The sequence below is a fragment of the Rugamonas sp. FW305-51 genome (assembly GCF_058786935.1).
The window spans coordinates 108,009-125,366 of sequence record NZ_JBYSZG010000007.1; the positions used below are offsets into that span (position 1 = coordinate 108,009).

A 17,358-nucleotide genomic window follows, 5' to 3' on the forward strand; every position below is an offset into this window, starting at 1 on the left:
TCTCGCCCCGGCACGATGGGAGCAGGCCGGCGCCTGCTCCCTTTTTTTCGTCCGGCGACATGCAATTGCCAAATGCGCTACATTTATGGTCTGTTCAACCCACTGAGAAGGAGTTGTGATGACCGCGAAAAAAATCGGCATTCTGGTCGGCAGCCTGCGCAAGGATTCCTATACCCGCAAGGTGGCCAATGCGCTGATGGCGCTGGCGCCATCGACGCTGGCGTTCGAATTCATCGACATCGGCGAGCTGCCGCTGTACAACCAGGATCTGGAAGAACACGGCGCCGTCGCCCCGGCCGCCTGGACCACCTTCCGCCAGCGCGTGCAGGGCTGCGACGGCGTGCTGTTTTTCACGCCCGAATACAACCGTTCCGTACCGGCCGCGCTGAAGAACGCCATCGACGTCGGATCGCGCCCGTACGGCAGCAGCGTGTGGGGCGGCAAGCCGGGCGCCATCGTCAGCGTCTCGCCGGGCGCCATCGGCGGCTTCGGCGCCAACCATCACCTGCGCCAGTCCATGGTGTTCCTCGACGTGCCCCTGCTGCAGCAGCCGGAAGCCTACATCGGCGGCGCGGCCAAGCTGTTCGACGAGAGCGGCAAGCTGGCCAGCGAAGGCACCGGAGAGTTCCTGCAGAAGTTCGCCGCCGCCTACGCGCACTGGGTCTACACCAACGCCCGGCCGGCCTGAACCTCCTGGCCAGGCGTGACGCGGGGCAGATGGAAGGTGAAGCACACCCCCTGTCCCGCGCCGCTTTCCAGCTTGAGGCGCCCCGCCAGCGCCCCGTACACCAGGTTGTGGACGATGAACAGGCCCAGGCCCGAGCCGCCCTGTCCCAGGCGGGACGTGAAGAACGGCTCGAAGATCTTGTGCCCGCTGCCGGGCGCGATGCCGCAGCCGTCGTCGCGATAGACGATCTCCACCCACGCGCCCTGCTCCCGGGCCGTGACGGTGATGTGGCCGCCGCCGCCATCCGGATAGCCGTGCAGCAGCGAGTTGGCGATCAGGTTGGTGAAGATCTGCTCGAGATGGCCGGGGATGCTGTCCATGGCGATCCCGTCCGGCACCGCCAGCGTGGCCGTCACCCCGGCCCGCCGCAGCTGCGCCCCCATCATGTCGAGCACGTCCGCCAGCACCGTGCCCAGCTCGAACGGGCGGCGGCGCTGGCTGGTCTGGTCCACCGCCACCCGCCGGAAGCCCTCGATCAGCTGGCCCGCGCGCTGGGCGTTGCGCTGCACCAGCGCCAGCTGGCTGGCCAGGTCGTCGAGCTCCGTGTGCAGTGCCGCCCGCGTCATGGCGCGCGCCTGCAGCGCCGCCGTCAGCGCCGCCAGCTTGTCGACCATGGTCGATGACATCAGCACCACGTTGCCGATCGGCGTATTGAGTTCATGCGCCACGCCGGCCACCACCCGCCCCAGCGAGGCCAGTTTTTCCGTCTCGGCCAGCTGGTCGATCGCGTCGCGCAGTTCCCGGCTGCGCTGCTCGACCCGCGCCTCGAGCTGTTCGTTGAGTTCACGGTAGCGCTGTTCGCTGGCCCGCAGCGCCCCCACCGTGCGCTCCACCGCCTCGCTCATGCGGTTGAAATTGCGCGCCAGCGTGCCCACCTCGTCCCGGCCCCGCTCCGGCAGGCGCAGATGGTAACGTCCGTCGGCGATGGAACGGCTGCTGGCGGCGAAGGCGTGCAGATTGCGCGTGAGCCAGTAGCCGAGCACACCGAGCAGGATGAAGGTCAGCACGATCTCGGCCACGGCGATCAGGCCGCTCTGGCGCAGCACGGCCTGCCTGGCCAGCACCACCAGGTGGGTTGACAGGCCAAAGCGCAGCGTGCCCACCTGCTGCCCCGCCAGGCTCAGCGGCCGCTGCACGTGGACCAGGCCGGCACGCAGCGCCGGCATCAGCTCGCCGCTGGGCGGCGGCAGCGTGGCCGGGTCGGCGATGCCGGCCTTGGCCACCACCCGCCCCGCGCTGTCGCGCACCACCACGTAGGTCACGCCCTGCGCCGTGTCGCCCAGGATTTCGTTCAGGTTGTCCTGCAAGGTGGCGTAGTCGCCCTGCACCAGATAGGGCGCCGTCACCACGTTCAGCATCGGCACGGTCTGCTTGAGGGCGGCTTCCGTGCTGACCTGGGTCGACTGGTCGATCAGGCGCATGGTGTTGAGCATCAGGTAGCCCAGCATCAGCAGCTCGACCAGGGTACTGGCCAGCATGATCTTGACGCGCAGCGAGTGCAGGTGGAAGCGCATGGTTCAGTGACCGTCCGTCAGCCGCATTTGCAGCCGTTCCTGGAACGCGTCCAGTTGCGCCATGGTGGCCGCGTCGGCCGGCACGAATTCGCTATGGCTGGTCTGGAAGAACTGCAGGCCCGCCTCGGTATAGGGAAAGCGCTCCAGCGCCGCCGTCAAGTCCCGCAGGCGCGCAGGCGCCAATTGCGGATCGGCCAGAACGATCAGGCTCAGGGCGCTCTGGGTGCTGCCCAGGATGCGCAGTCCGTCCCGGATCTCGCCCGGCATGCTGTCGAACACGGCGCGCTGGGCGGCGGCGGCGCCGTTGCGGCTGTTGGCCAGCGCCAGCACGGCGTTGTTGTCGGTGCTGTAGTAATAGGCCCGCAAGTCGTAGCGGGTGTCGACCCCGCGCTGGGCCAGGAAGTCCTCCACCTTGAGCGACACGAACGAGAGCCGGTGCGGCAGGTGCAGGGCCTGGCCACGCAGGTCGCGCAGGTTGACGGCCGGCGATTCGCGCGGCACCAGCACCAGCGCGTAGAAGTCGGCCCGCACCGCCGTCAGCGGCAGGAAGCCGTGCTCCAGCTGGGCCAGGCGGGCGAAATGGGGCGCCGTCAGCACCACGTCGTAGCCGTGCTGGTGGGTGCGGCTCAGGAAACGGGCCAGGTCGGGCGCGGTGCGCACCTCCACTTCGCACCGCAGTTGCTGCTGCAGGTAGAGGCGCAGGGGCGCGTATTGCAGCAGCAGGGTGCGCGGGCTCAGGTATGGCAGCACGCCCACCCGCAGGGGTGCGGGTGGGCGTGCGGGTGCGGGTGCGGGCGCGCTCGCACCCTGCGCCAGCGCCCAGCACAACATCAGCACCGCGGCCAGGCCATGACGCATCGCGCTCCTCCCGTTCGGCCCCATCAGCGCACCCGGCCGTCCTGCCACGCCTCCAGCAGGGTGGCATAGTCGATGGTCTTGCCGGGCGGCTTCTCATTGGCCAGCGGCGCATGCGGCGCGTGGGCGCTGCTGTACCAGCGGGCCGGATCCTGGCGCGGCGCCAGGCGTGGCGCGCAGCGCGTCATCTTGCCCTCGCCGGCCAGCGCCGCCATGGTCTGCTCCATTTCCGCGGCCAGCTGGTCCAGCGCCTGCTGCGGCGTGCGCTCGCCGCTCAGCACCCGCCCCAGGTTGTGCCACCACAGCGGCGCCATGCGCGGATAATCGGGCACGTTGATGCCGGTCGGGGTCCAGGCGGTGCGGGCCGGGCTGCGGTAAAACTCCACCAGTCCCCCCAGGCGCGGCGCGGCGGCCGTCATGGCGGCCGAATTGATGTCCGATTCGCGGATCGGGGTCAGGCCCACCAGGGTCTTCCTGAGCGAGGTGCTCTTGGCCACCGTGAACTGGGCGTACAGCCAGGCCGCCTTGCGCCGCGCCAGCGGCACGCCGCGCAGCATGGTCCAGGAACCGGCGTCCTGGTAGCCCAGCTTGACGCCCGGGCGCCAGTAGGCGCCGTAGGGCGACGGCGCCATGCGCCACTTGGGCGTGCCGTCGCCGTTGGTGACGGCCGAGCCAGGACGCGAGAGGGCCGAGGCGAAGGTGGTGTACCAGAAGATCTGCTGCGCCACCTGGCCCTGGCCGGCCACCGGGCCGGCCTCGGTGAAGGTCATGTGGCGCGCCGCCGGCGGCGCGTAGCGCTGCAGCCATTCCATGTATTTGCGCACCGCGTACACGCTGGCCGGGCCGTTCACCTCGCCCCCGCGCGCCACCGAGGCGCCCACCGGCACGCAGTTGACGGCGCGGATGCCCCAGTCGTCCACCGGCGTCCCGTTGGGCAGGCCGGGGTCGCCGGTGCCGGCCATGGACAGCCAGGCGTCGGAAAAGCGCCAGCCCAGCGACGGGTCCTGCTTGCCGTAATCCATGTGGCCATAGACCCGCACCCCGTCGATCCACTTGACGTCGTTGGTGAAGAAGTCGGCGATGTCTTCGTAGGCCGACCAGTTCAGCGGCACGGCCAGCGCATAGCCGTACTTGGCCTGGAAGCGCCGGCGCAGCTCGGGCCGGGCGAACCAGTCGGCCCGGAACCAGTACAGATTGGCGAACTGCTGGTCCGGCAGCTGGTACAGCTTGCCGTCCGGCCCGGTGCCGAAGCTGCGGCCGATGAAGTCGGGCACGTCCAGCGTGGGCAGGGTCACGTCCTTGCCCTCGCCGAGCATGAAGTCCGACAGCGGCACCGTCACCCCGTAGCGGTAGTGGGCGCCGATCGAATCGGAATCGTTGACCCACATGTCGTAGCCGCTGGGGGCGCCGCCGGCCATCTCGGCCTGGATTTTTTCCACCAGCTCGCCTTCCGGGATGGTGTCGTGGATGACGCGGATGCCGGTGATGTCGAAGAACGCGCGCCGCATCACCCTGGCCTCGTACAGGTGGGTGTCGATCTGCTCGGACGCCACCCGCACCGTCATGCCCCGGAATGGCCTGGCCGCCGCGATGAACCAGTCCATCTCCGCCATCTGCTGCGCGCGGCTCAGGGTGCTGGGCTGGAATTCGCGCGCGATCCAGCGCCGCGCGGCGGCCTGGTCGGCCCGGGCTGGCGGCGTGGCCAGGCCCGCCGCCAGCAGGCCCAGGGCCAGCGCCCGGAGCAGGAGGCGGGAGCGCGCGCACGCATGCATATTGCAGTCCATTACCAGCCCCTTCCTGCCATCAGCGCCGACCTGGATACCGTGTGCCGCGTCCCGTCTTCCTCGTCCGACACCGGCAACCGGGCCGGCGCGCAAGGCGGAACGTCACGATATCAGCGTAGCGCATTTAATGCCGCGTTGGAATATATTTTGTCGGCAGCGCCACGCTCCTGCCGATTAACAACAAGCCGGCAGCACGGCAGCGCCGGCGCGCCGCGCCATGCGACAGTTGGCGACCGAAAGCGGCCCGGCGCCGGGGCCGGGACCGGAGTGGAGGAAACCACTAGCGCCACGTCAGCGGAAAAGCATAGCGCCCGGGCGACGCGGCCGCCGGCAGGAACAGGTCGCGCCCGCCGGCCCGGCGCAGCACGGTCAGCCCCGGGCCGTCGCCGGCCGGCACCAGCGCCAGCTCCGCGCCGGGCAGGCGCTGGGGCAGCGCGGCCAGTTCCCCGGCCGCCAGCACCGCCCCGCTCACATAGATGCGGCAGGTGGCGTGGAAAGTGCCTATCTCCAGCATGAAGCCGGCGGTCGCCAGCGTGCCCGGCCGGCCCGGCATGGCCGTCACCCGCAGCCGCGCCTGGCCCTTGCGCAGGTAGAGCGTGTCCCACGCCTGCATGGGATGGCGCGCCATGCCGGCCAGCGTTTCCTGCCGCCCGATTGGCGACGCGGGCGACTCCGCATACACTAGCGGCACGGCAGGCGCCGACGCCGGCCGCAACGGGCTAGCCACCACCACCCCGCCCGGATCGGCATGGACCGGCGCCACACTGGTGGCGGCGCCGGATGCCGGCATCGCCCCAGTCCCTGGCGTCGCCCTTGTCGCTCCAGGCAACAGCATGGCCAGGTCGGCAATGCCGGCCGCCGGGCCGCCGGGCGGCAGCATGGCGTCCGGGCCGGCCAGCGCCACCGTCAGGCCATGAAACCGTATCGTCGCCTGCCCGTCCGGCCCCAGCGCGATGCTGCCCCGCTCCGGCGCCGCCCCGCCCTGGCGCGGGGCCGGCAACTCCAGCACATAGCGCGGGCCGATCTGGGCCAGCCCCACCCGGCAGCCCAGCGCCAGCAAGCCCACCACGCACACCATCCGCCATCCATACCAGCCGCCCATCGCCCCCTCCGCGCGCCGCAACGAAAAGCCAGTAATAGCACTGCCGCGGGCGATGGCCTTTGAAGCAGCGCAAGGGGCCGGGACTGGCGGCGCCACACGCTGTCGCCGCTCAAAAATCAGGCACGAATGATACAATTCCGGCCTCGGCGCCGCGCTTATCCAGCGCGCGCGTGTTGAACAACCCCCTCTGAGATCCAGACGCCATGCACCCAGCCATGCCCACGCCTTACGAAAAAGGCAACCACAACCAGACCACCCAGTGGAGCGAATGCATCGCCTTCTACCAGGAACTGGCCCAGCGCTTCCCGCAAGTGCTGCGGTTCGAGCAGATCGGCGTGTCGGACGGCGGCGTGCCGGTGCATGCGGGCGTGGTCAGCGCCGACGGCGTGTTCGACCGCGACCAGATCAAGCGCGAAGGCCGCACCGTCTTCTTCAACAACAACGGCATCCACCCGGGCGAACCGGAAGGCGTGGACGGCTGCATGGCCATGGTGCGCGACCTGTGCTTCGAGCCGGCCAGACTGGCCGCGCTGGGCCAGACGGTGCTGCTGTTCGTCCCCGTCTACAACGTGGATGGTTGCCTGAACCGGGCCGACACGTCGCGCGTGAACCAGGACGGCCCCGAGCAGTTCGGCTTCCGCGGCAACAGCCGCCACCTGGACCTGAACCGCGACTTCATCAAGTGCGACACGCTCAACGCCCGCCTGTTCAACCAGCTGCTCACCAGCTGGGATCCGGACGTGATGGTCGACACCCACACCTCCAACGGCGCCGACTATCCGTACACGATGACGCTGATCCACACCCAGGCCGACAAGCTGGGCGGCGAGCTGGGCGCCTTCCTGCGCCACACCATGCTGCCCCACATCTACGGCCAGATGGACGCGCGCGGCTGGCCCACCTGCCCCTACGTCAACCCCGTCAAGGACAGCCCGGACCAGGGTATCGCCGAATTCCTGGAAGTGCCGCGCTTCTCGACCGGCTTCGCGGCCCTGCACCACGTGATCGGCTTCATGCCCGAGACGCACATGCTCAAGCCCTACGCCGACCGCTATGAGTCGATGCGCGCCCTGGTGGACGTGACGCTGGCCTTCACCGTCGCCCACGGCGAGCAGATCAAGCGGCTGCGCGCCGCCGCCCGCGCCCACGACCGCCGCCGCAGCCACTGGCCCGTGAGCTGGAAGATGGACGAGCAAAACCCGTCCACCTTCCGTTTCAAAGGCTACGCGGCCAAGCGCAGCCCCAGTGTGCTGGGCAACTACATGCGCCTGTCGTACGACCGCGGCCAGCCGTGGGAGCAGGACATCGCCTACTACAACCACTTCCCGGCCGACGTCGTCGTGCCCGCGCCCAAGGCCTACATCGTGCCGCAGGCCTGGCGTGAAGCGATCGAGCGATTGCAGTGGAACGGCGTCGAGATGCGCCGCCTGGACGCGGCCACCGAAGTCGAGGCGCAGTACTACCACATCGCCTCCGTGACGTCGCGCCCGCACGCCTACGAGGGCCACATGTTCCACGACGAAGTGCAGGTGCAAGCGCGCCAGGGCAGCTTCACGGCGCAGCCGGGCGACTACTACATTCCGCTCGACCAGGACAACGCCCGCTACGCCGTCGAGACGCTGGAACCGCAGGCGCACGACAGCTTCTTCCGCTGGGGCTTCTTCAACAGCGTGCTGGAAAAGAAGGAAACCTACTCCGACTATGTGTTCGAAGACCTGGCGCTGGAAATGCTGGAGACGGAACCGGAACTGAAGGCCGCCTTCGCCGCCTGGAAAGCCGCCAACCCGGCGCTGCTGGGCGACCAGGAGAAGGTGCTGGACTTCATCTTCGAACACGGCAAGCGCCACGCGGAACCCGAGTGGCGCCGCTACCCGGTGCTGTCGGTGTTCTGACGCCGCACGGCCGGCGCGCCCGCAGCGGGCGGCGCCGGCGGCGGTAAGGTGGCGGCCGCGCGCCGCCACGCCATCCATCGCAGGCCGCGCCACGGCGCCGGCCATGCAATACCCCATACGCCTCCTGCCCGCGCAGGACGCCGCCGCGAGGTCCGAACCGGGCCTGCGGCACCCGCGCCAGCGCCGGCGATCCCGGCGCGCGCGTGATACGTGCGGCGCGCCCACCGGCGCCGCCGCGTAGCTCAACTCGTACCGTATCCAGACCACTGGACCGCCGTTGCCCACAAGGTCACTGCCATGCATTACGCACTCAACCTGCGCACGTTTTTTTACAGCCATTACTTCCACCTGGGGCTGCGCTTCGCCGCCGGCCTGGTGGGCGTCACCCTGATCACGCTGCAGTTCGCCGGCATGGCCACCGCCATGACGGTCTGCATCGGCGCCCTGTGCACGGCCCTGATGGACATGCCCAGCCCCCTGCGCCACAAGTTCAACGAGATGTCGGCCTCGGTGCTGTTGTGCAGCGCCGTCACCCTGCTCATCAGCCTGTGCGGGCCGGTGCGCTGGCTGCTGATGACGATGCTGGTGCTGGTCAGCTTCATGGCCTGCATGATGGTGGTGTACGGGAAGAAGTCGATGCCGCTGCAACTGGCCACGCTGTTCATCATGACCATGTCGATGGAGCACGACATGACGGCGCGCGAGTCGTTCATCCACGCCGGCCTGTTCACGCTGGGCGCCGTGGGCTACCTGGCCTACTCGATGGCCGTGTCCTGGCTGCTGCGTCACCGCATCAAGCAGCAGGTGCTGGCCGAGGCCCTGTTCGAACTGGCCGCCTACATCGACATCAAGGCCGACTTCTACGATACGCGCTACAACCTCACGGAGCAGTTCAACAAGCTGGTGCGCCACCAAAGCCTGCTGGCCGACCGCCAGCAAGCATCGCGCGACCTGATCCTGCGCAGCCACCAGGACCGCAAGGACGCCATCGTGGTGCAGATCCACGTCTGCATGCTGGACCTGTATGAACTGATCCTGTCCACCCACACCGACTACGCCCAGCTGCGCGCCCACCTGGCCGATTCGCCCGTGCTCAACACGCTGCACGACCTGGCGTGGAAGGCGGCGCGCGACATCGAATCGGCCGCCTACGCCATCACCCGCAAGCGCGCCTCGTACGCGCAGATCAGCTATGAGCCGGAACTGGCCGCCATCGAGGACGCGCTGCGCGCCCTGCAGCGCCAGGTGGACGACGGCAAGCCGGCGCAGGAAGCGCTGGCCGTGCTGCGCGCCCAGCGCAACAAGATCAAGGCCATCCTGCACATGATAGGCCAGCTGCACCTGGCCAGCCAGAAGGCCTACGACAGCACGCCGTTCTGGAGCGACGCCGACATGGGCCCCTTCCTGTCGCAGCAGAAGTACGAATTCAGGATGATCCTGTCGCACCTGCGCTGGGACTCGCCCGTGTTCCGCTTCTCGCTGCGGGTGGCGATGGCGATCTCGGTGGGCCTGCTGGTGGGCGCGCACCTGCCGTATGCGGCGCACAGCTACTGGATCGTGCTCACCATCGTCATCATCCTCAAGCCCAGCTTCAGCATGACCAAGCAGCGCCGCAGCGACCGCATCGTCGGCACCGTGATCGGCTGCGTGATCACGGCCTTCATCATCCGCTACCTGAACTACCCGGCCGCCATCCTGGCGTTCCTGATCCTGTCCACGGTGGCCACGCCCACCTTCATCTACCTGCGCTACCGCTACGCCGCCATCACCGTCAGCGTGATGATCCTGCTGCAGATGCACCTGCTGGCACCGGGCAACAGCAACCTGATCATGGAACGGCTGGTCGACACCATCATCGGCGCGGCCGTCGCCACCGCGTTCAGCTTCGTGCTGGCCAACTGGGAATACCAAAGCCTGCCGCGCCTGATCCGCCAGGTGCTGGAAGTGAACCTGCGCTACATGCAGGCATCGTTCGATCTGTTGCAGGGCAAGGGCAAGGACGATTTCGCCTACCGCATCGAGCGCAAGCGGCTGATGGACAGCCTGGCCGCGCTCAGCGCCGCGCTGGTGCGCATGCTCGACGAACCGGCCAGCAAGCAGCGCGCGGTGGAGGACATCAACCTGTTCATCGTACAGAACTACCTGCTGGTGGCGCACGTGGCGGCGCTGCGTGCCATCCTGCGCCGCCACGGCACCGAACTGCCGGCCGATGCCGTCAACGCGAAGCTGCGCGACAGCCACCGCGAAGTGGTCGCCATCCTGGACGCCGCGCTGGCCCGGCACGGCCAGGGCGGCGCCACTGCCGGCGCGGGGACTGGCGCCGCTGCCGGCGCAAGAATCGGCACCGCTACCGGCTCTGCCGGCGCGGGGATCGGTCCCGCCGCCGGCGCCGGCAGCGGCGCCACGCCGCCCGTCCCCTGGTCCGGCTGGCCACTGGTGCAGCGGCGCATCCGCCTGCTGCAGGCCGACGCGGCCAAGATCATCATCCACAGCGAAGCGATCGTACGCGACGTGGCGTGATGTAACGCGGCAGGCGGCCTGGCGCGGCCGTGCCGCCGCCTGCGCTGTCCCCGCGAGCGACAAGCCGGCCCTGGCCTTGGCCTTGGCCGCACCGCACCGTACCGCGCGCCGGGGCCGTGCCCTGCGCGTTGTACCGATCGCTGTTACCATTACCCGATGAGTTCATCCAACCACCGCCCCCTGAGTGGCCGGGATCTGCTGGCCGCGCTGTGCGTCGTACTGATCTGGGGCACCAATTTCATCGCCATGAAAGTGGGACTGCGGTCCCTCACACCATTCCAGCTGGGCGCCGGCCGCTATGTGTTCGCCGTGCTGCCGCTGATCCTGTTTATCCGTCGGCCGCAGCTGCCCGCGCGCTGGGTGGTGCTGTACGGCCTGTGCCAGGGTGTGGGCCAGTTCGGCCTGCTGTTCCTGTCGCTCAAGGTGGGCATGTCGGCCGCGCTGGCGTCCGTTGTGCTGCAAACGCAGGTGTTCTTCACCGCCTTGTTCGGCTTCGTGCTGCTGGGGGAACACGCCAGCCGCGCCCTGCAAGGCGGGCTGCTGCTGGCCGCGCTGGGCCTGACCTGCTTCGGCGCCAACTACCTGGTCCAGGGCCAGGGCGGCGCCACCACGGCCGGCGGCTTTATCCTCTGCCTGGCGTCGGCCGCCATGTGGGCCGCCTCCAACATCGTCGTGCGGCGGGCCCAGAAGGCCACGCCGCAGTTCGACGTGATGTCGTTCATGGTGTGGAGCAGCACGGTGCCGGTGCTGCCGTTCGTGGCCCTGTCGCTGGTTTTCGACGACCCGGCCACGCGCTGGCAGTGGCTGGCCGCGCCGGCCGGGGCCTGGGTCTCGCTGGCCTACCTGGGCTGGATGGCCACCATCCTGGCCTACGCCATGTGGACCGGTCTGCTCAAGCGCCATCCCGTCAACCGGGTGGCGCCGTTCAGCCTGGGCGTGCCCGTGGTGGGCATCAGCGCCGGCATGCTGGTGCTGGGCGACCGCATCAGCGGCTGGCAGTGGGCCGGCACGGCGCTGATCGTGTCGGCGCTGGTGTGCGTGATGTTCGGCGGACGCTGGCTGGGTAACGCCGCCCGCGCCTGAAACGGGCGCCAGGCGCCGTTACCGTGACGGGCGGTTCTGCTGTCCGCCTCAGGCGAAGCACACCCGGTTGCGGCCCGATTCCTTGGCGCGGTACAGCAGCGCATCGGCCTTCTGCAGCATGGCCTCCGCCGTGCCGGCCGCCAGGTCGCCATACACGCCCATGCTCATCGTCACCTTGAGGCCGGGCTGCACTTCGTTCCAGGGGAAGCCTTCGATCAGGTGGCGCAGCTTGTCGCACAGGGCGGCCGCCTGCGGCAGCGCCGTCTCCGGCAAGGCGATCACGAATTCCTCGCCGCCGTAGCGGGCCACCAGGTCGGTCAGGCGCATGTGGCCGCGCAGGATCTCGCCCACCTGGCGCAGCACCGCGTCGCCGGTGGCGTGCGAATACTGGTCGTTGATGCGCTTGAAGAAATCGATATCGCCGATCACGAGGCTCAGCGGCCGCTGGTGGCGCACGGCCTGGTTGAACAGCGTGGTGGCCTGTTCGTCGAAATGGCGGCGGTTATACAGCTTGGTGAGCGCGTCGCGTACACTGAGCTCGCGCAGCTGGTCGGCCTGGGCCAGGATAGTCTGGTGCGAGGCGCTCAGTTCCTCGTGGCTGCGGGCCAGCTGTTCGCTCATGGCATTGAAGGCATTGGCCAGGGCCGCCACCTCGTCCTTGCCGTGCACCGGCACCCGCTGCAGCAGCGAGCCGCCGTGCATGGCGCGCACGGCATCGGTCAGGCTGCTCAGCGTGCGGCTCAGGCGTTTGCTCAACAGCACGCCCAGCACCAGCGCCAGCACGGCCGCCCCCGTCACTCCGGCCAGCAAGGCTTCGCGCATGGCCGTCAGGTACTGCAATTCCTCCTTGCTGGGCGTGAAGACGCCTTCCGGCGAAATATAGGCCGCCACCCTGCCCGCCACCATGACGGCACGCGCATCCTTGCGTGCGGCCTCGGGCAGCAGTTCCCCCGGACGATAGACGCCGGCGCCCAGCAAGACCTTGTAGTCCTGGTCCGCGACGATGAAATGGAAGGGCGGCTCGCCGCCTGGCCCGCGTCCCGGCGGCGGTGGCGGCCGGTTGCCGGGACGCTCCGTGCCGCCGACCGGCGCACGGGCGTCGGCAGGGCCGTAGCCTGGCCCCGGCCGCGGACGGCCGCCGGCGGCGTCATCCGGTCCGGAACGGGCACGCCCGCCTGGCCCGTCGAAATCCGGTCCCGGACGGGGCTGCCCATCGGGTGGTGGCCGCATGCCCGGTCCCGCATCGTCGGGCGGATAGGGCCGCACACCCGGGGGCGGTCCCGGTTCGCCTTCGGCCGGGCGGCCTTCGCCCGAGGGTGGACGGTCAAACGGACCCGGCCCCGCGGGCTGTCCCGGCGGCGCAGACTCGGCTGAATTTTGTTGCGACGCAGCATTGAGCCGTTCGCCGGCCTGCATGCGATGGACGAAGCGGTCGAACGGTTCGGCCATGTTGGCGGTTTGCCAATTACCGTACTGTTCAAGATACGCGCTCAGGTATGTGTAAAAGTGCTCGGCCGCCTGCTGGCGCCGGATCACATCCACCTTTTTGCTCATCCCGACGTATGCCAGGCCACCCACCATTGCCACGGCAGCCAGCCCGCTGAGCAGCAATGCAAGCATAAATCGTATACGCAAGGACATATATCACCCCGTCTTCATCTTATTGCCAACTGGACAGTAATCATACCCCAGCGAAGTCCCATTCCCAGAGGGAGAACAGGCTTTTTCCCGCATTTTTCATTGCCCAAAAGCATGTAAAAATTACATTGCTAAAATATTGATATACAGATTTTGTATGGACCACATCACGAAACGAAAGTTTGTTTATTACTGAATCAGTCCTATACTGCACTGCAACAACGGACGAAAAGGAGCTTCACATGAGCACTGCACACACCAACCTGAGCTACAACGATTATGCCGCCGGCGGTTACGCCAGCAACGTTGCCCAAGCAGCACGCGGTCTGCTGGCAGCCCTGTTCGCGGTGAAAGCGCATCCGGCCGAACAGGCCGAGCAAGCGCAGCGCCACAGTGAAGCGACCTATCTGTCCCGCATGGCCGACGACTACGAGCACATCGCCCCCAACCTGTCGGCCGAACTGCGCTTCATGGCGTCGCGGGGCTGAGCATGCAAGTGCTGACGCTACTACCCGCCATTCTGGCAACCGTGGGCCTGGTTCTGCGCCTATATCTTGGTTCTCAATCGGAGTAAAACTATGCTGACCATCATCGAAAATCTGCCTGCCGCCATCGCCCTGTCGGGCCTCGTCCTGCGCCTGTACCTGGGTGCCAAGCCCGAGCAAGACGGCGCGCAATAAGCCGCACTGGCAACAAACGGCTCCGGCCAAATGAAAAGGGGACGTAACACAAAACCGTGTTACGTCCCCTATTTCTTTGTCCGGCCGCCTGAAAAAATGGGGACGTACCCCATTTTTTCAAAATGGGGTACGTCCCCATTTTTTTCCATTTTTTGATCAGCGGCGCGATGCGCCGTTCAGGTGCGAATTGCGCATGCCGTACAGGAAATAGGTCAGGATCGCCGCCGTCATCCAGATCGTGAAGATGGTGAAGGTGGTGCGCGACAGGTCGCGCATGATGTACAGGCAGGCCAAAATGCTCAGGCCCGGCACCACGTAGGGGCCGAACGGCACCCGGAAGCCGGCCACGCCCTTGCCGTTTTCCTTGCGGCGCATGACGGGTACGGCCAGCGAGACGACGATGAAGGCCGTCAGCGTACCCATGCTGACCATGTCCCACAGGAAGGTGGCATCGACAAAGCCGGCCACCAGGCCCACCACGCAACATACGATCAGCGTGTTGTTGACGGGCGCGGCCGTGAGCGGGTTGACGGTCTGGAACGTTTTCGAGATCAGGCCGTCGCGCGAAATGGCGAACAGGATGCGGGTCTGGCCGTAAATGGTCACCAGCGTCACGCTGAACACGGAAATGACGGCGCCGGCCGCCAGCACCAGCGCCGGCCAGGTCTTGCCCGTCACGGTCTGCAGGATCACGGCCAGGCCCGCTTCCTGGCCTTCGAACTTGGCCGCCGGCTGGGCGCCCAGCGCCGCCACGGCCACCAGCATATAGAACACGGTGACGATGGCCAGCGCGGCCAGGATGCCGATCGGCACGTTGCGACGGGGATTGCGCACTTCCTCGCCCGCCGTGGCCACCGTGTCGAGACCGATGAAGGAGAAGAACACGGTGCCGGCCGCCGCCGTCACGCCCTTCATGCCGGCAAAGCCCTTGCTGTTGTCGGTATTAAAGAAGGGAATGAAATTGTTCGAGTCGAAACCGGAAAACGCGATCACGACGAAGAACACCAGGATGGCCAGCTTGATCATCACCATGATGGCGTTGGTGGTGGCCGATTCCTTAGTGCCGCGCAGCAACAGGAAGCAGCACAGGCACACCAGCATAATGGGCGGCAAGTTGATATGGCCGGGATGGAACTCGATGCCGTTCGCGCCCGACACGATCATGGGCGAACGCAACAGCGACGGGATATGCCAGCCGAAGGCGTTGACGAGGAAGTTGTTCAGATAGTCAGACCAGCCGATGGCCGTGGCGCTGGCCGCCAGCCCGTACTCGAGCAGCAGGCAGGCCGCCATGATGAAGGCCAGAAACTCGCCCACGGTGGCGTAGGCAAACGAATACGAGGAACCGGAGGCCGGTATGCGGAACGACAGTTCGGCATAGCACAGCGCCGTCAGGCCGGCCGTGATGGCGGCGATCAGGAACGACAGGATGACGGACGGACCGGCCTTGGGCACCGCTTCCACCATGGTGAAGAAAATACCGGTGCCGATGGTGGCGCCGACGCCGATCATGGTCAGGGGAAATAAACCGATCGAACGGCTCAGGCCGCTGCCGCTATTGCCTTGCGTGTGCTCAGGAGTGGTATCGACCGGTTTGGTACGGGTCAGTTTCTGGCCCAGTGTCTGGTTCACAGGCTATCCTTGTATCGGTTGCATCGGCAGCGCGGGTAGCGCTCCGGCGAAATGGTCGGTCAAAAAAACTAAGCGATTATAGGGCTTCTTGCCGCCAGCCCATACAGTAATTTTTGTGTATAAATGACAACATAATTTCCGCCCGGACGCCCCCGCCTTCCCGCCGCCGTTACAGTTGCTTACTTTTGATACAGCGCAATGTATAGATAGAATCGGCCTGGACCGTTAATCTGACGCAATGCATTACCCAACAACAACCAGGAGCCCAGACATGGAAAAGATCCCAACCGTAACCCGCCGCATTCATCCCCTGATCGCAGGCGCTGCGATTTCGGTCACCGTTCTGAGCCTGGTGGGCACGGCGGCGATCGCCGGCTGGCTGCCTTCGTCCAAAGCCAAGGGCGACATCAACCCCGGCATGAACCAGGCGCCAAACAGCGCGCTGACCTCGGACCTGGCCCCTGGCTCGGCCCCGCTGCCGCCCGCCGCCGTTCAGCAGGCGCAGCTTCAGCCGGAGCCGGCACCGCAGCCGGTCGTGCACCACACGAGCCGCCCGCACCGCAGCACCCAGCTGGCCCAGGCGGACGATTATGACCGTCATGTCCAGTCGGCGCCGCAGCCGGCGCCCGCCCCGGCACCGGCCAACGCGTCGCCCAACTACGTGGGCATCGGCGCCGGCGCCGTGATCGGCGGCCTGCTGGGCAACCAGGTTGGCGGCGGCCGCGGCCGTACCGCAGCGACCATCGCCGGCGCCATCGGCGGCGGCCTGCTGGGCAACCAGATCCAGGAACAGCAGAAGCAGCCGCAACGCTGATGCGCCGCTGACGCTACACCCGCTCACGCCAGGGCCGCCGCGCTAAACGCCGGCGGCCCTGTTGTTTTTGAAAAGGCGGAAAGGCGGGGTTCCGTGTCCGTCTCAGGCAGCGCGCACCACCATCAGGCCCGCGCGCAGCCCCACCCGCACATCCGGGTTGGGGAACACGACGTATTCCTGCGCATGCTGCACGGTGTAGACGGTGTCGCCGTCACGCGCGATTTCCGCCCCCTGCGGCAGGGCCGTGAAGTTCTGGGTGTCGCGCCCGAAAGCCATCTGGAACTGGTCGCTCAGCTTGATGATCTGCTGCGCCGTGTGGAAGATGTGCGGCTGGCGTCCGGCCGCCGCGGGCGCCATGCCGCGCAGCAGCGCGTCCAGCGCCTGCGCCGCCTCGGCGAACTGGCCGATGTCGTTCTGGCCCAGCGTGCCGATGCGGCCCAGCTCCACCGTCGTACCCGCCGCACCGTGGTGCTCGGACGAATAGTAGCTGTAGGTGCCGGCCGACTGCGGATTCATGATGATGGCGCCGATGCCGGCCGCCCCCAGCCAGTCGATCAGCTGCCCGCGCGCGCCGGCCTTGATCAGCTCCGGCACGATGGCAAAGGTGGGATAGACGGACGGCCGGATCGCCGTGTGCAGGTCCAGGTGCCAGCGCACAGGACCGGCGCCGTCGAAGAAGGCCGTGGTGGCGGCCATCATCACGTCGGCCCGCGCCGCCTCGGCGGTGCCGGCCAGCGTGCCCCGCTCGGCGCGGAACATGCGGTTCAAGTCCGCGTCGATGAAGCGCTTGCCGGCCCGGATGGCGCCGATATTACCCACGCACAGCATCAGGTCCACGGCCAGCGCCGTGGCATCCGCCCCGACATCACGCGACAGCGCGTCGAGCAGGTGGGCCACCACTTCGATCGGTCCCGTCTCGTCGCCATGCACGCCGACCGACACCAGCACGCTGGCGCGCGCCGGCGTGCCGGCACGCTTGATGGTCAGGATGCCGTCGGCCGGCTGCGCCACGGTGTAGCCGGCGGCCGTAAAGCGCCCGGCCACGGCGCTGAAATCCGCCTCGGCCAGGGCCCGCACCGCCTCCGGCAGGGCGCCGGAGGATGTCGTTTCCGTCACG

The 17,358-nt window shown here is 67.7% G+C and carries 13 protein-coding genes; 6 read left to right on the forward strand and 7 right to left on the reverse strand.

Features of this window, described 5'->3' with window-relative positions:
• The first annotated feature begins 118 nt into the window (after positions 1–118).
• The gene (locus AC3WOS_RS07620; RefSeq protein WP_492715279.1) at positions 119–688 is read left to right on the forward strand and encodes an NADPH-dependent FMN reductase; all 570 of its coding nucleotides are present in this window, start codon (positions 119–121) and stop codon (positions 686–688) included.
• On the opposite strand, the gene AC3WOS_RS07625 is transcribed toward AC3WOS_RS07620, so the two are convergent.
• From AC3WOS_RS07625 to AC3WOS_RS07640, 4 genes are all read right to left on the reverse strand, one after another.
• Positions 664–2,241, reverse strand: a complete 1,578-nt coding sequence (locus tag AC3WOS_RS07625) for a sensor histidine kinase (RefSeq protein WP_492715280.1) — start codon at positions 2,239–2,241, stop codon at positions 664–666. The genes AC3WOS_RS07620 and AC3WOS_RS07625 overlap by 25 nt on opposite strands.
• Positions 2,242–2,244: 3 nt before the next feature.
• The gene (locus AC3WOS_RS07630; RefSeq protein WP_492715281.1) at positions 2,245–3,099 is read right to left on the reverse strand and encodes a phosphate/phosphite/phosphonate ABC transporter substrate-binding protein; all 855 of its coding nucleotides are present in this window, start codon (positions 3,097–3,099) and stop codon (positions 2,245–2,247) included.
• 23 nt (positions 3,100–3,122) lie between these two features.
• Entirely contained in the window at positions 3,123–4,880 is a 1,758-nt protein-coding gene (locus AC3WOS_RS07635; protein ID WP_492715282.1) for an ABC transporter substrate-binding protein, read from the reverse strand.
• A 280-nt stretch (positions 4,881–5,160) separates the two neighbouring features.
• Entirely contained in the window at positions 5,161–5,982 is an 822-nt protein-coding gene (locus tag AC3WOS_RS07640; protein ID WP_492715283.1) for a hypothetical protein, read from the reverse strand.
• A 215-nt stretch (positions 5,983–6,197) separates the two neighbouring features.
• On the opposite strand from AC3WOS_RS07640, the gene AC3WOS_RS07645 reads away from it, so the two are divergent.
• The 3 genes from AC3WOS_RS07645 to AC3WOS_RS07655 all read left to right on the forward strand — a co-directional run bounded on the left by AC3WOS_RS07645 (position 6,198) and on the right by AC3WOS_RS07655 (position 11,477).
• Positions 6,198–7,874 carry a M14 family zinc carboxypeptidase gene (locus tag AC3WOS_RS07645; RefSeq protein ID WP_492715284.1) on the forward strand — a complete coding sequence of 559 codons (1,677 nt, stop codon included), beginning with the start codon at positions 6,198–6,200 and terminating at the stop codon, positions 7,872–7,874.
• Positions 7,875–8,171: 297 nt separating this feature from the next.
• Positions 8,172–10,394 (forward strand): FUSC family protein, encoded by a 2,223-nt coding sequence (locus AC3WOS_RS07650; protein ID WP_492715285.1) that lies wholly within the window; start codon positions 8,172–8,174, stop codon positions 10,392–10,394.
• Between the two features lie 156 nt (positions 10,395–10,550).
• Positions 10,551–11,477, forward strand: coding sequence for an EamA family transporter (locus tag AC3WOS_RS07655; protein ID WP_492715286.1), 927 nt, complete (start codon positions 10,551–10,553; stop codon positions 11,475–11,477).
• A gap of 48 nt (positions 11,478–11,525) precedes the next feature.
• On the opposite strand, the gene AC3WOS_RS07660 is transcribed toward AC3WOS_RS07655, so the two are convergent.
• On the reverse strand, positions 11,526–13,031 hold the full coding sequence (locus tag AC3WOS_RS07660; protein WP_492715287.1) for a sensor domain-containing diguanylate cyclase: 1,506 nt from the start codon (positions 13,029–13,031) through the stop codon (positions 11,526–11,528).
• Positions 13,032–13,357: 326 nt separating this feature from the next.
• On the opposite strand from AC3WOS_RS07660, the gene AC3WOS_RS07665 reads away from it, so the two are divergent.
• A complete protein-coding gene (locus AC3WOS_RS07665; protein WP_492715288.1) occupies positions 13,358–13,603 on the forward strand; it encodes a hypothetical protein in 246 nt (81 codons plus the stop codon).
• 348 nt (positions 13,604–13,951) lie between these two features.
• Here AC3WOS_RS07665 and AC3WOS_RS07670 read toward each other — a convergent pair whose 3' ends face one another.
• Positions 13,952–15,427, reverse strand: a complete 1,476-nt coding sequence (locus AC3WOS_RS07670) for an APC family permease (RefSeq protein WP_492715289.1) — start codon at positions 15,425–15,427, stop codon at positions 13,952–13,954.
• Positions 15,428–15,698: 271 nt separating this feature from the next.
• On the opposite strand from AC3WOS_RS07670, the gene AC3WOS_RS07675 reads away from it, so the two are divergent.
• Positions 15,699–16,241, forward strand: a complete 543-nt coding sequence (locus AC3WOS_RS07675; RefSeq protein WP_492715290.1) for a glycine zipper 2TM domain-containing protein — start codon at positions 15,699–15,701, stop codon at positions 16,239–16,241.
• Between the two features lie 102 nt (positions 16,242–16,343).
• Here the strand turns inward: AC3WOS_RS07675 and AC3WOS_RS07680 are convergent, their stop codons facing one another.
• The gene (locus AC3WOS_RS07680; protein ID WP_492715291.1) at positions 16,344–17,357 is read right to left on the reverse strand and encodes a succinylglutamate desuccinylase; all 1,014 of its coding nucleotides are present in this window, start codon (positions 17,355–17,357) and stop codon (positions 16,344–16,346) included.
• Position 17,358: the final 1 nt, after the last annotated feature.

What these genes read in the sequence shown, in the direction of transcription:
- AC3WOS_RS07620 (WP_492715279.1), top strand. Translation starts at nt 119, where the DNA reads ATGACCGCGAAAAAAATCGGCATTCTGGTCGGCAGCCTGCGCAAGGAT.
- AC3WOS_RS07625 (WP_492715280.1), bottom strand. Translation starts at nt 2,241, where the DNA reads ATGCGCTTCCACCTGCACTCGCTGCGCGTCAAGATCATGCTGGCCAGT.
- AC3WOS_RS07630 (WP_492715281.1), bottom strand. Translation starts at nt 3,099, where the DNA reads ATGCGTCATGGCCTGGCCGCGGTGCTGATGTTGTGCTGGGCGCTGGCG.
- AC3WOS_RS07635 (WP_492715282.1), bottom strand. Translation starts at nt 4,880, where the DNA reads ATGGACTGCAATATGCATGCGTGCGCGCGCTCCCGCCTCCTGCTCCGG.
- AC3WOS_RS07640 (WP_492715283.1), bottom strand. Translation starts at nt 5,982, where the DNA reads ATGGGCGGCTGGTATGGATGGCGGATGGTGTGCGTGGTGGGCTTGCTG.
- AC3WOS_RS07645 (WP_492715284.1), top strand. Translation starts at nt 6,198, where the DNA reads ATGCCCACGCCTTACGAAAAAGGCAACCACAACCAGACCACCCAGTGG.
- AC3WOS_RS07650 (WP_492715285.1), top strand. Translation starts at nt 8,172, where the DNA reads ATGCATTACGCACTCAACCTGCGCACGTTTTTTTACAGCCATTACTTC.
- AC3WOS_RS07655 (WP_492715286.1), top strand. Translation starts at nt 10,551, where the DNA reads ATGAGTTCATCCAACCACCGCCCCCTGAGTGGCCGGGATCTGCTGGCC.
- AC3WOS_RS07660 (WP_492715287.1), bottom strand. Translation starts at nt 13,031, where the DNA reads ATGAGCAAAAAGGTGGATGTGATCCGGCGCCAGCAGGCGGCCGAGCAC.
- AC3WOS_RS07665 (WP_492715288.1), top strand. Translation starts at nt 13,358, where the DNA reads ATGAGCACTGCACACACCAACCTGAGCTACAACGATTATGCCGCCGGC.
- AC3WOS_RS07675 (WP_492715290.1), top strand. Translation starts at nt 15,699, where the DNA reads ATGGAAAAGATCCCAACCGTAACCCGCCGCATTCATCCCCTGATCGCA.